The 12,242-nt window shown below is 72.4% G+C and carries 14 protein-coding genes; 4 read left to right on the forward strand and 10 right to left on the reverse strand.

Annotation, left to right across the window (positions count from 1 at the left end; genetic code table 11):
* Positions 1-104: 104 nt before the first annotated feature.
* A complete protein-coding gene (locus AGRA3207_RS02955) occupies positions 105-1,703 on the reverse strand; it encodes an ABC-F family ATP-binding cassette domain-containing protein (protein WP_231333008.1) in 1,599 nt (532 codons plus the stop codon).
* Positions 1,704-1,989: 286 nt separating this feature from the next.
* Between AGRA3207_RS02955 and AGRA3207_RS02960 the strand changes: the two genes are divergently transcribed.
* A complete protein-coding gene (locus AGRA3207_RS02960) occupies positions 1,990-2,760 on the forward strand; it encodes a VOC family protein (protein WP_231333009.1) in 771 nt (256 codons plus the stop codon).
* Positions 2,761-2,823: 63 nt separating this feature from the next.
* On the opposite strand, the gene AGRA3207_RS02965 is transcribed toward AGRA3207_RS02960, so the two are convergent.
* The 3 genes from AGRA3207_RS02965 to AGRA3207_RS02975 are packed head-to-tail and all read right to left on the reverse strand — an operon-like array spanning position 2,824 to position 4,879.
* Positions 2,824-3,585: an AIM24 family protein gene (locus tag AGRA3207_RS02965; RefSeq protein WP_231333010.1), complete on the reverse strand. Its 762-nt coding sequence runs from the start codon at positions 3,583-3,585 to the stop codon at positions 2,824-2,826.
* A gap of 2 nt (positions 3,586-3,587) precedes the next feature.
* On the reverse strand, positions 3,588-4,241 hold the full coding sequence (locus AGRA3207_RS02970) for an AIM24 family protein (RefSeq protein WP_231333011.1): 654 nt from the start codon (positions 4,239-4,241) through the stop codon (positions 3,588-3,590).
* The gene (locus AGRA3207_RS02975; RefSeq protein WP_231333012.1) at positions 4,241-4,879 is read right to left on the reverse strand and encodes an AIM24 family protein; all 639 of its coding nucleotides are present in this window, start codon (positions 4,877-4,879) and stop codon (positions 4,241-4,243) included. The genes AGRA3207_RS02970 and AGRA3207_RS02975 overlap by 1 nt, the downstream gene beginning before the upstream one ends.
* A gap of 86 nt (positions 4,880-4,965) precedes the next feature.
* Here AGRA3207_RS02975 and AGRA3207_RS02980 point away from each other — a divergent pair, with 86 nt between their 5' ends.
* Positions 4,966-5,361, forward strand: coding sequence for an ABC transporter permease (locus AGRA3207_RS02980; protein WP_231333013.1), 396 nt, complete (start codon positions 4,966-4,968; stop codon positions 5,359-5,361).
* A 117-nt stretch (positions 5,362-5,478) separates the two neighbouring features.
* Positions 5,479-6,606: an EAL domain-containing protein gene (locus tag AGRA3207_RS02985; protein ID WP_231333014.1), complete on the forward strand. Its 1,128-nt coding sequence runs from the start codon at positions 5,479-5,481 to the stop codon at positions 6,604-6,606.
* A 63-nt stretch (positions 6,607-6,669) separates the two neighbouring features.
* On the opposite strand, the gene AGRA3207_RS02990 is transcribed toward AGRA3207_RS02985, so the two are convergent.
* Both AGRA3207_RS02990 and AGRA3207_RS02995 read right to left on the reverse strand, forming a co-directional pair.
* Complete coding sequence (locus AGRA3207_RS02990; protein WP_231333015.1) at positions 6,670-7,326, reverse strand: response regulator; 657 nt, start codon at positions 7,324-7,326, stop codon at positions 6,670-6,672.
* Positions 7,323-8,498 carry a sensor histidine kinase gene (locus AGRA3207_RS02995; protein ID WP_231333016.1) on the reverse strand — a complete coding sequence of 392 codons (1,176 nt, stop codon included), beginning with the start codon at positions 8,496-8,498 and terminating at the stop codon, positions 7,323-7,325. Before AGRA3207_RS02995 ends, AGRA3207_RS02990 begins: the two co-directional genes overlap by 4 nt.
* Before the next feature lie 132 nt (positions 8,499-8,630).
* On the opposite strand from AGRA3207_RS02995, the gene AGRA3207_RS03000 reads away from it, so the two are divergent.
* Entirely contained in the window at positions 8,631-9,206 is a 576-nt protein-coding gene (locus tag AGRA3207_RS03000; RefSeq protein WP_231333017.1) for a hypothetical protein, read from the forward strand.
* A gap of 65 nt (positions 9,207-9,271) precedes the next feature.
* On the opposite strand, the gene AGRA3207_RS03005 is transcribed toward AGRA3207_RS03000, so the two are convergent.
* From AGRA3207_RS03005 to sufC, 4 genes are all read right to left on the reverse strand, one after another.
* The gene (locus AGRA3207_RS03005) at positions 9,272-9,598 is read right to left on the reverse strand and encodes a metal-sulfur cluster assembly factor (protein WP_231333018.1); all 327 of its coding nucleotides are present in this window, start codon (positions 9,596-9,598) and stop codon (positions 9,272-9,274) included.
* Positions 9,595-10,053, reverse strand: a complete 459-nt coding sequence (gene sufU / locus AGRA3207_RS03010; RefSeq protein ID WP_231333019.1) for a Fe-S cluster assembly sulfur transfer protein SufU — start codon at positions 10,051-10,053, stop codon at positions 9,595-9,597. The genes AGRA3207_RS03005 and sufU overlap by 4 nt, the downstream gene beginning before the upstream one ends.
* 36 nt (positions 10,054-10,089) lie before the next feature.
* On the reverse strand, positions 10,090-11,370 hold the full coding sequence (locus tag AGRA3207_RS03015; RefSeq protein ID WP_231333020.1) for a cysteine desulfurase: 1,281 nt from the start codon (positions 11,368-11,370) through the stop codon (positions 10,090-10,092).
* A 104-nt stretch (positions 11,371-11,474) separates the two neighbouring features.
* The gene (gene sufC / locus AGRA3207_RS03020; protein WP_231333021.1) at positions 11,475-12,239 is read right to left on the reverse strand and encodes a Fe-S cluster assembly ATPase SufC; all 765 of its coding nucleotides are present in this window, start codon (positions 12,237-12,239) and stop codon (positions 11,475-11,477) included.
* Positions 12,240-12,242 lie beyond the last annotated feature (3 nt).

Consider the following 12,242-nt stretch of genomic DNA (forward strand, 5'->3'; position numbering starts at 1 on the left):
TAGTGATGTGGTGACCGCTGCGTTATCCCCCGCCATGATCAGTCATTCCCGCGCGTTCGGCTACCCACTCGGCCAGAAAAGATCTGCGGAAGGCAGTCCCCAGGTCACGCAAGTGCCACCAGATCAGCAAACTCGTCACTCCAGATGTCTTCGACACCATCCGGCAGCAAAATCACTCTTTCCGGCCGCAGCGCCTCGACGGCGCCCTCGTCGTGGGTCACCAGCACGATGGCCCCGGCGAAGGTGCGCAGCGCCGCCAGGATCTCCTCGCGGCTGGCCGGGTCCAGGTTGTTGGTGGGCTCGTCCAGCAGCAGGACGTTGGCGCTGGACACCACCAGCATGGCCAGGGCGAGACGGGTCTTCTCACCGCCCGACAGGACGCCCGCGGGCTTGTCCACGTCGTCGCCGGAGAACAGGAACGAGCCGAGGATCTTGCGGACCTCGACCGGCGCCATGCCGGGCGCGGCGGACTGCATGTTCTCCAGCACCGAGCGCTCGACCTCCAGCGTCTCGTGCTCCTGCGCGTAGTAGCCGACACGCAGGCCGTGACCGGCCACGACGGCGCCGGTGTCGGGCTTGTCGACGCCCGCCAGCATGCGCAGCAGCGTCGTCTTCCCCGCGCCGTTCAGGCCCAGCACGACGACGCGGCTGCCCCGGTCGATCGCCAGGTCCACGTCGGTGAATATCTCCAAAGATCCGTACGATTTCGACAAACCCTCCGCGGTGAGCGGAGTCCGGCCGCACGGCGCCGGATCCGGGAAGCGGATCTTGGCGACCTTGTCGGCCTGCCGCTCGCCCTCGACGCCGGCCAGGAGCTGCCTGGCCCTGCGGTCCATCTGCTGCGCCGCCTTGGCCTTGGTGGCCTTGGCGCGCATCTTGTCGGCCTGCGACAGCAGCGCGGACGCCTGCCGCTGGGCGTTGGCCGTCTCGCGCTTGCGGCGCCGCTCGTCGGTCTCGCGCTGGCCGAGGTAGGTCGACCAGCCGACGTTGTAGATGTCGATCACGCTGCGGTTGGCGTCCAGGTGGAACACCCGGTTGACCACCGCGTCCAGCAGCTCCACGTCGTGGCTGATGACGACCAGGCCGCCCTGGTGGGACCTCAGGAAGTCGCGCAGCCAGACGATCGAGTCGGCGTCCAGGTGGTTGGTGGGCTCGTCCAGCAGCAGCGTGTCGGCGCCGGAGAACAGGATGCGGGCCAGCTCCACGCGGCGCCGCTGGCCGCCCGAGAGCGTCCCGAGGGGCTGGGCCATGACCCGGTCCGGCAGGCCCAGGCTGGAGGCGATGGAGGCGGCCTCGGCCTCGGCGGAGTACCCGCCGAGGATGTGCAGCCGCTCCTCCAGCCGCCCGTAGCGCCGGACGGCCTTGTCGCGCTCGGCGTCGGACGCGGCCGCCATCGCCTCCTCCGCGGCGCGCAGCTTGCGGATGACCTCGTCCAGGCCCCGCGCGGACAGGATCCGGTCGCGGGCCAGCTCTTCGAGGTCGACGCCGCGGGGGTCCTGCGGGAGGTAGCCGATCGTGCCCGAGGACGTCACGCTGCCCTGCGCGGGCAGCGCCTCCCCCGCCAGCACTTTCGTGAGGGTGGTCTTGCCGGCGCCGTTGCGGCCGACGAAGCCCACCCGGTCGCCGGGGTTGACCCGGAAGGAGGCGGCCTCGATCAGCAGCCGGGACCCGGCGCGCAGCTCGATGTCGTTCGCGATGATCACAGTGACAGGGCTCCCCTGACGGACGGCTCGACGGACAGGCGCAAAACGGCGCGCCGCGCGGTCCATGCGACCGGGGCGCGCCTGGGCGGCCTGTCAGCTCGGGAGCGAAACCATCTGATCAGTGTACGTGACGCGGAGCCCTGGCCCGTGCACGCCGGCCGATCCTTACGGATCCGTCCGAACACATGTGTGAACCGCCGGGGAGAGGCCAGGATGGTGGGGGTACGGGCGTGCGGCAGCGGACCCGGGGCCGTGAGCGGCCCCGGCAACAAGGAACGGTGGCCAGATGACCCATGTGACGAGCAACGCGCCGACAGGGACGCCCACGTGGCTCGACCTCGGCATCCCCGACCTCGACCGGGCCAAGACCTTCTACGGGACGCTCTTCGGCTGGCAGTTCCAGGACGTCGGCCCCGAGGGCGGGCACTACAACATGTGCACACTGCGCGGGGAGCCCGTCGCCGCCATGATGCAGAACCCTGACGAGCAGGCCACCAAGTTCTGGTGGAACGTCTACTTCGCCACCGACGACATCGGCGAGGTCGTGGACCGTGCCGCCAAGGCCGGCGGCGAGGTGGTCCAGCCCGCGATGGACGTGATGAGCCAGGGCCGGATGGCGATCGTCAAGGATCCGCAGGGCGGCCAGTTCGGCCTCTGGCAGGGGCAGGACCACGTGGGCGCCGCCTACGTCAACGAGCCCGGGACCCTCGTCTGGAACGATCTGGTCACGGCCGACGCCGACACCGCCCGCGCGTTCTACACCGCGGTCTTCGACTACGGGCTGGAGCCCGTCCCGGGCATGGACTACACCGCCCTGCGCCGTCCCGACGGCCACTACATCGGCGGAATCCATGGCGAGCCGGGGGCGGCCGAGACGTCCTGGATCAGCTACTTCGACGTGGCCGACGCCGACGAGGCGGTCCGGCGGGTGCGGGCGGGCGGCGGCACCGTCGACGAGGAGCCGCAGGACACCCCCTACGGGCGCATCGCGGCGGTCCGCGACCCGTTCGGCGCGCCGTTCCGGGTGATGAAGACCGCGCCCGCGCCGACGTCCTGACCGCCCGGGCACGGGCCGGAGCGCCGGGCCCCGCACGTGCGGGGCCCGGGGCTCCGGCGCCGGTCAGCCCTGGCGTTCGGCGGACAGCCGCTGGGTGATGGTGTGCTGGAGCCGCTGGAGCCCGGAGGTGCCGACCAGGCCGATCTGGCCCTCCAGGTCCCGCAGCAGGACGTCCTCGTTCATCACGACCTCGGACGACTGCATCAGCACCGTCCCCTCCCCGGTGAAGTCGAACTGGTGCTCCTCACCGGAGGACCCGCCGACCCCGAAGATCATCCGCGCGGCGCCGAGCGCGCCGCGCATGTAGGAGTGGTCGTAGTGGTGGCACGGCGACGGGCAGTCCGCCCAGCCGAGCAGCGCCTGCGGGTCGACCCGGATCGGCGGCTCGACGAAATGCACCGGCCCGTTGGAGGCGGCCACGAACCGGCCCGTCCCGATGAGCGTGAGGAAGCCCGGGATGATCGACTGCTTGAGCTCCAGGCCCGGCTCGAACGCCAGCAGGTTCCCCGCCCGGACGGTGAGGTTCCCCTGGTCCAGGTCGAAGGAGTTGACGTCGAACCCCCGGTCGGCCAGGACGAGCTTGCCCTGGCCCTGCGCGACGATCCAGTCGTGGGCGTACAGCGGGGAGTTGAAGGTGTGCGCGACCAGGGCGTCCAGCGGGCCCGCCGACAGCGCCTCGAACCTGATCTGCCCGTAGTAGGCGATCATCTTGCCCTTCTGCGCGAACCACTGCCCGTTGAGGTCGACGCTGAAGGCGTAGGGGTTGACGTTGTCGTTGGACGGGAGCGTCCCGGCGTTCCAGGTCTGCGTGCCGAAGGTGCTCACGGTCAGATCTTCCTCTCGCTGGCCTGGACGTAGACGACGCCGGAGCCGCTCAGCTCCAGCTGGAAGCCCTCGCCGGACCCGCGTCCGATCAGGTCCCTCAGCCCCACCGCCGTGGTGAGCTTGTTCTGCACCTGTCCGCGGTGCGCCACGTACGCCTGCGGGTCGACGTGGACCGGCCGCTGCGGGCCGATCGGCAGCTCCATGACGCCGCCGTGCGACAGCAGCCCGCACGAGCCGTGCCCCGAGAGGGTCGTGGTGAACAGCCCCTGCCCGGTGACCGCGCCGCGGATGACGCCGCGCACGCCGCCCTGCTCGCCCATGAACATCGTGCCGACCTGGAGGGTCGCGTCGTGCACCAGCAGCCGGTCGGCCTCGACGTACAGGGTGTCGGCCCCGGTCAGGTCGACGACGGTGACGTGCAGGCCGCCGTGCCCGAACATGACGGTGCCCTGGCCGGTGACGTGCATCATCGCGCTCCGCTCGCCGGCGACGGCGCGGCCGAGGGTGCCGCCGATGCCCTGCCCGGCGGTGGCGGTCGGCGCGAACGCCACGGGCCCCGCGTAGGCGAGCATCGCGCCGCGCTTGCTGTAGACCTCCTGGCCCGGGCCGACCGGCACCTGGAGCATCTTGGAGTTGATCGACTGGTATCCCGGCATCAGATCTCCAAGATTCCGCCGCGCTCGGCGGGCTGGACGTAGACGAGGCCGTGGCCCTGGTAGCGGAACTGCACGCTCTCCCCCGACCCCTGGCCGAGGACCGTCCGCCAGTTGACGTCGGTGACGACGTCCTGCTGGAGCTGCCCGTGGTGGGCGACGTAGGCGTGCGGGTCGACGCACAGCGGCATCTGGGGTGTCACCTCCAGCGCGATGGCAGGCCCGTCCGACAGCACCGCGACGGTGCCGTGACCGTCCACCTTCGTGGTGGCGAGGCCCTGCCCCGTCCCCATCCCGCGCAGGCCGATGAACTGGACGCCGGTCTTCAGGTCCCCGTCCAGTGCGAGCAGGCTGTCGGACTCCACGAAGAGCGTGTCGCCCGTCAGCCGGACGAGCGTGACCTCGGTCGCCTCGCTCGCCAGGTACACCGTCCCCTGCCCCGTGATCTCCATGAGGGTCATCCCCTCACCGGCGATCTTCCGCTTCAGGGCCCCGCGCAGGCCCTCGCCCCCGGTCATGCCCTGCCGTTTGAACGCCATCTGCCCCTCGTAGGCGACCATGGAGCCGTTCAGCGCCCTGATCGTCTCGCCCGCGAGATCGACGGCGAGCATTTTCGAGCCGTTCATTCGAAATTGCGCCACGGACGGAGAACATACCGGCACCGGGCCTGGGCGCACCGGCGCGTTGCAGGTCCGTTGCGTCCGCGGATCGGGAAGGATATGTCCTCATGTGGATCGCTCCCGAACGCCGCAGCCTCAGCAGGTGGGCCGTCCCCGGGCTCGTCCTCGGTGCGGCGGTGGTGGTCGGGGTCGTGCTGGCCGCCGACGGGCGGTCGGGGACGGCCCTCGTCGCGCTCGCCGCCCTAAGCGGCTACTCGGCGTACCTGGCGTACCGGCGCAACGAGCCCGCGCTTCCGCTCGGGGAGGGCTTCGGCTCGGGCCACCGGGCGCGCGCCCACCTGAGGGCCGCGGCGATGACCGGTGACGTGCTGACCGTGGCGGTCGTCGGGGCGCTGGTGGTGCAGGCGCTGCGCGGCGCCGACATCTCCGCCTACGCGTGGCTCGCGGCGGTCGCGGGCGTGACCTACCTGCTGTCGGCGCTGGCGGGTGGACGCGGGCTGTGATCGGATGGGGCGAACCCCGTGACATGGTTCGCGACCTGCGCCGATGCCCGGCGAATAGTTGGTTAACTTCTCCTGACAACTGCCGGTTCGGGGGATTCGCGGGGACATGATGCGGCTGTGTCAGCCGTTGATGTCCTGCTTCCGGCGCGCGCGGTGTTCCATCCGGTGGTCGATCTCGGCACCGGAACCGTCGTCGCCGTGGAGACGCACGCGGGCCCGCCCGCCGCGGCCGTTCCTCCCGTGCGGGTCGATCCCGCCGCGGAGGACGTCCGGCGCGCGGTCGAGGCGGCCCGAGCGACAGCGGACCTGGGCACCCCCCTTCCGCTGCAGATCGGCCTGCGGGCCGAGACCCTGACCCACGGAGACGCCTTCCTCGGCGAGTTGCATCACGGGCTCGGGGAGACGGGACGGCGTCCACAAGAGTTCATCATCTGCGTCGCGGGCGGATTCCCGCCCGCCCAACGGCCGGCCGTCGCCGCCGCCCTCTCGGGGCTGCGCCGGGCCGGCTACCTCGTCGGCCTCGCGGGCCTCGGCGCCGGGCACGCGCCGCTGGACCTGCTCGTGGACGGCGCGTCCTATCTGCTGAAACTCGATCCCGAGCTGGCCCGCAGGGCCCGCGCGGAGCCGCGCCGCTCGGCGCTGGTGGCGAGCCTCGTCGAGCTGGCGCACCGGCTCGGCACGCACGTCCTGGCGCCGGGCCTGGCCACGCAGGACCAGGTGGTGCACCTGCGCGGGCTGGGCGTCCGCCTGGTCCAGGGGCCGGCGCTCGCCCCGCCGGAGTGGCGGCCGGGGATGCCCATCACCGTGCCGGTCGCGCCCCGCGAGGAACCGGCGGCACAGGACCTCGGCCTCGGGCCGCGGGTGTCGGAGTTCACGCTGCCCGCGGTGACGCTGCCGCACACCGCGACCGCCGACGAGGTGCTGACCGCGCTCAACGCCGAGACGGGCATCACCAGCGTCGTCCTGGTCGACGAACGGCAGCGGCCCCGCGCCACGGTGGACCGGACCCGGTTCCTGCTGCGGCTGTCCGGCGCGTACGGGCACGCCCTGCACGCCCACCGGCCCGCGGCGCGGCTGGCCGACCAGCCCCGCCCGGTGCCGCGCACGGTCCCTGCCGTGGCGGCGCTCCGGGCCGCAGGGAAGGAGGAGGAACGGGTCTACGACGATCTGGTCGTGGTGGACGAGGTCGGGCGCTGCCTCGGCATCGTCCGCGTCGCCGATCTGATCCGCGGGCTGTCCCCATGACACCGACCCCCGGACCTCTTCCCTGAGAACGGCGCTGGGGCGCCGAACGGGCCCGGGTGGCCCTCAGTGACCACTCGGGCCCCCCGCCCCGTCGGCGGCCGTCTCCTGGGCGAGGATGGCCGCCTGGACCCGGCTGCGCAGCCCCAGTTTGCCCAGAATGCGGCTGACATGGGTCTTGGTGGTGGTCTCGGCCATGTGCAGCCGCCGGGCGATCTCCCCGTTGGACAGGCCCTCCCCGAGGCAGCGGAACACCTCCCGCTCACGCGGGGTGAGCCCGTCCAGGCCCGGTACCCCGGGTCTCGCCGCGGGACGCGCCGCGAACGCCCCGATGAGCCTGCGGGTCACCTTCGGCGCGATGATCCCCTCCCCCGCCGCCACGGTCCGCACCGCCTCCACGAGCCGGTCGGCGTCGACGTCCTTCAGCAGGAACCCGGACGCGCCCGCCCGCAGCGCGCCGAAGACGTACTCGTCCAGGTCGAACGTCGTCAGCACCAGCACGTCCGCGATCCCGGCGATCTCCCGGGTCGCGCTGATGCCGTCCAGGCGGGGCATGCGCACGTCCATCAGCACCACGTCCGGGCGCAGCTCGCGGGCCAGCGCCACCGCCCGCTCCCCGTCCGCGGCCTCGCCGATCACCCGCACGTCCGGCGCCGCGCCCAGGATCAGCACCAGCCCGGCGCGCACCGCCGCCTGGTCGTCGGCGACCAGGACCTCGATCACGGCGTCCTCCCGAAGTCGAGGGGCAGCTCGGCGTGCACCCGCCAGCGGCCGTCCTCCGGCCCCGCGGCGAACTCCCCCGACAGCATCGCCGCCCGCTCCCGCATCCCGATCAGCCCGCTGCCCGTCCCCGGCAGCCGCGCGCCGTCCCGCCCGAGCGGGCTCAGCACGTCGATGACCACGCGTCCCCCGGCGTGCTCGACGCGGACCTCGGCGCGTCCGGGCCCGGCGTGCTTGAGGGCGTTGGTCAGCGACTCCTGGACGATCCGGTACGCGGCCAGCTCCACCGCGGCGGGCAGCTCCGGCGGCGGCTCGCCCCTGACCTCCAGGCCCGCCGACAGGTCCGACCGGGCCGTGTGCGCGACGAGCCGCTCCAGCCCGGCGAGCCGGGGCACGGCCGGAGGGTCCTCGTCCCCGCCGTCGCGCAGCAGGCCGATCATGCGGCGCATCTCCGCGAGGCCCTGGACGCTGTTCTCGCGGATGACCTCCATCGCGCGGTCGAGGCCCTCCCGGTCCAGGTCCCGCACCTTCAGCACGGCCGAGGAGTGCAGCGCGACGGCGCTCAGATGGTTGGCGATCACATCGTGCAGCTCGCGGGCCATCCGGGCCCGCTCACCGCCCACCGCCGCCCGCCGGTCCATCTCGGCCAGCCGCGCCACCTGCTCGGCCCGCTGCCGCTCCGCCTCCGCCCTGGACCGGTGCTCGCGGACGGCCATCGCCGTCAGCACCGGTGCCACCCACGTCACCCCGGCGACCGCCGCGCCCAGCACGCCCGCCGGCACCTCCCGCAGCGCGATCCCCGCACCCGCCCCCGCCAGCAGCGTCCCCCCGATGGCCGTCCCGAGCAGCCACTCCGCCGTCCGCCGCCGCCCGTACAGGCTCGCCGCGTAGAGCGTGTCCCCATAGATCACCGCCGTGGCGAAGCCCGGCCCCATGGCCACGTCGGCGAAGTTGAAGGGGGTGGCCAGGGCCAGCGACGTCAAGGGCGCCGTCCGCCGCAGCAGCATCGTCGAGCACAGCCCGACGAGCGGGACGAGCCGCCACCACGGCGACGGGTCCCAGGACGCCCCCCACGTCGAGTACCCGTGCACGGCGATCATGAGCAGCCCGCCCGCCAGCCCCCCGGCGGCGATGAGCGCGTCCTGGCGGGTGGTCAGGCGGCGGATCGGAAGCACACCCCCATCTCAGCATCCCCGCGGCGTGCCCGTCTCCGACCTGCTGACGGCCCCGCGTACATCCTTCGGACGACCCACGGAACCCCACCCCAGACGAGGCGCCTCCCCCGCCCGCGACGCGACGATGGAGACATGCTCATCGCGGTCATCGCCGGATGCGAGATCGGCTTCTGGGTCGTCCTCGCCGCCGGGCTCGCCGCCCGGTACCCGCTGCGCATGCGCCGGACCGGCGCGGCGCTCCTGCTGTGCGTCCCGCTGGTCGACGTCGTGCTCCTGACGGCGACGGTGATCGACCTGCGCGGGGGCGCGGCCGCCGGCTTCCGCCACGGCCTCGCGGCCGCCTACATCGGCTACTCGGTCGCCTTCGGCCACCGCATGATCCGCTGGGCCGACGAGCGGTTCGCGCACCGCTTCGCCGGCGGCCCCCCTCCCCGGGGCAGGCCCGCCCACGGCCGGGCGCGCACGCGCCACGAGTGGCGAGAGTTCGCCAAGGCGGTCATCGCGACCGCGCTGGCCTGCGGGATCCTCCTCCTGCTGATCGCCCTCGCGGACGACCCGGACCGCACCCGCGAACTCACCGGCTGGACAGCCCGCCTCGGCGTGATCCTGGCGATCTGGTCGCTGTGGCCGATCACCTACACCCTCGCCCCGGCCAAGCCCAAGAAGCGCCCCGCCCAGCGCCCCACCGGCGGCCCGCCGCCCCGGTGACGAGCGGAGTTCCTCAGGTACACCTGAGGCCGCGTCCGGGCGGACGCGACCTCGCAGGCGGTGGGTCAGACGTTGAAGCCGAGGGCGCGGAGCTGGTCGCGGCCCTCGTCGGAGATCTTGTCGGGCCCCCACGGGGGGAGCCACACCCAGTTGATCTTGACGTCCTTGACGAGGCCCTCCAGGGCGCTGTGGGCCTGGTCCTCGATCACGTCGGTGAGCGGGCAGGCGGCGCTGGTGAGGGTCATGTCCAGGGTCGCGACCTCGTCGGCGAGATTGACGCCGTACACCAGGCCGAGGTCGACGACGTTGATGCCGAGCTCGGGGTCGACGACGTCCTTGAGCGCCTCGAGGATCTCCTCCTCGGGGACGGCGGTCTCCGTGGTGTCGGTCATGATGCCTCTCCGAGAGCGCGGGCTGTCGCGTCCTTCCACGCCATCCAGGCGAGCAGGGCGCACTTGATCCTGGCCGGGTACTTCGACACCCCGGCGAAGGCGATGGCGTCCTCCAGGACGTCCTCGTCGGGCGAGACGTCCTGGCCGCGGGACTGCATGAGCGTCAGGAACTCCTCGCCGACCGCCATCGCCTCCTTCACGGACTTGCCGATGATCAGGTCGGCCATCACCGAGGCGCTGGCCTGGCTGATCGAGCAGCCCATGGCGTCGTACGAGACGTCGGCGACCGCGGCGTCCTGGCCCGTGCCCTCCAGGTGGACGCGCAGCGTCACCTCGTCGCCGCAGGTCGGGTTGACGTGGTGCGCCTCGCCCTCGTACGGCTCCCGCAGCCCCTTGTGATGGGGGTTGCGGTAATGGTCCAGGATGACCTCCTGGTACATCGCCTCGAGCTGCATGTCGTCCTTTCTCTCTCGCTACAACCAGGGCACCCGTCAGGCTGTTCCGAAGAACTTCTGGGCGTGACGTACCCCGTCGGCGAGCGCGTCCACGTCCGCGAGGGTGTTGTAGAGGTAGAAGGTCGCGCGGGTGGTCGCCGGGATACCGAAGCGGCGGCAGATCGGCGCCGCGCAGTGCTGGCCGACACGGACCTCGACGCCGAGGTCGTCCAGGACCTGCCCGACGTCGTGCGGGTGGATGTCGGCGACCGTGAACGAGACGGCCCCGCCGCGGGCCTCGGTGGTACCGGGCCCGACGATCCGGACGCCGGGGATCTCGCCCAGCCGTTCGAGGGCGTACCCGGTCAGCGCCACCTCGTGGGCGTGCACCCGGTCCATGCCGACCTCGGCGAGGTAGTCGCAGGCCGCGCCGAGGCCGATCGCCTGCGCGGTCATCGGGACGCCCGCCTCGAACCGCTGCGGCGGCGGCAGGTACGTCGTCGACTCCATGTGGACGGTCTCGATCATGGATCCGCCGGTGATGAACGGCGGCATGGCCTCCAGCAGCTCGCGGCGGCCCCACAGGACGCCGATGCCGGTCGGGCCGAGCATCTTGTGCCCCGAGAAGGCGACGAAGTCCACGCCGAGGCCGCGTACGTCCACCGGCTGGTGCGGGACGGACTGCGCGGCGTCCAGCAGCACCAGCGCACCCACCTCGTGGGCCCGGGCGGTGATCCGCTCGATCGGCGGGACGGTGCCCAGCACGTTCGACTGGTGCGTCAGCGCGACGAGCTTCGTGCGCTCGCCGACGAGGGAGTCCAGGTCGTCCAGGTCCAGGCGGCCCTCGTCGGTGATCCCGAACCAGCGCAGGGTGGCGCCGGTGCGGCGGCACAGCTCCTGCCACGGGACGAGGTTGGCGTGGTGCTCCATCTCCGAGACCACGACCTCGTCGCCCGGGCCGACGCGGAACCGCCCGGCCTCCTCGCCCGCGGTGGCGGCGTTGCTCATCGAGTACGCCACCAGGTTGATGCCCTCGGTGGCGTTCTTGGTGAGGACGATCTCGCCGGGCGTCGCGCCGATGAACCGGGCGATCGAGGCGCGCCCGCGCTCGTACGCCTCGGTCGCCTCCTCGGAGAGCAGGTGCGCGCCGCGGTGCGGGGCGGCGTTGTGGCGCTCGTAGAACTCCCGCTCGGCGTCCAGCACCTGGACGGGCTTCTGCGACGTCGCGCCCGAGTCGAGGTACACCAGCGGACGCCCCCCGCGGACGGTGCGCCGCAGGAGCGGGAAGTCCTTCTTCAGCTCCTCGGGCAGCAGGGCCCCCCGGTTCGCTTCGCTCATGCCCTGTCCCTGTGGGGGGGCGACCCCCCACACCCCCCGGTTCGCTTCGCTCATGCCCTGTCCCTGTGGGGGGGCGACCCCCCACGCCCCCCGGTTCGCTTCGCTCATTTCGATGCGCCCGCCTTCACGTACTTCTCGTAACCCTCGTCCTCCAGCTCGTCGGCCAGCTCGGGACCGCCCTCGGCGACGACGCGGCCGCCGGCGAAGACGTGCACGAAGTCGGGCTTCACGTACCGGAGGATGCGCGTGTAGTGGGTGATGAGCAGGACGCCGGTGTCGCCGGAGGCGAAGCGGTTGACGCCCTCGGAGACGACCTTGAGGGCGTCGACGTCCAGGCCGGAGTCGGTCTCGTCCAGGATGGCGACCTTGGGCTTGAGCATCTCCAGCTGGAGGATCTCGTGCCGTTTCTTCTCGCCGCCGGAGAAGCCCTCGTTCAGGCTGCGCTGCGCGAACACCGGGTCGATGGACAGGTCGTCCATCGCCTTCTTCATCTCCTTGGAGAATTCGCGCAGCTTCGGCGCCTCGCCGCGGACGGCGGTGACGGCCGAGCGCAGGAAGTTGGAGACGGAGACGCCCGGGACCTCCACCGGGTACTGCATCGCCAGGAACAGCCCGGCGCGGGCGCGCTCGTCGACCGACATGCCGAGGACGTCCTCGCCGTCCAGCGTGACCGTGCCGGAGGTCACCTCGTACTTGGGGTGCCCGGCGACCGCGTAGGCGAGGGTCGACTTGCCGGAGCCGTTCGGCCCCATGATCGCGTGGGTCTCGCCGGCCTTCACGGTCAGGTCGACCCCGCGCAGGATCTCCTTGGTCCCGTCGGAGCCGTCGGCGACGGAGACGTGGAGGTCGCGGATCTCTAGCGTGGCCATAGT

The organism is Actinomadura graeca, assembly GCF_019175365.1.
Taxonomy (GTDB): domain Bacteria; phylum Actinomycetota; class Actinomycetes; order Streptosporangiales; family Streptosporangiaceae; genus Spirillospora; species Spirillospora graeca.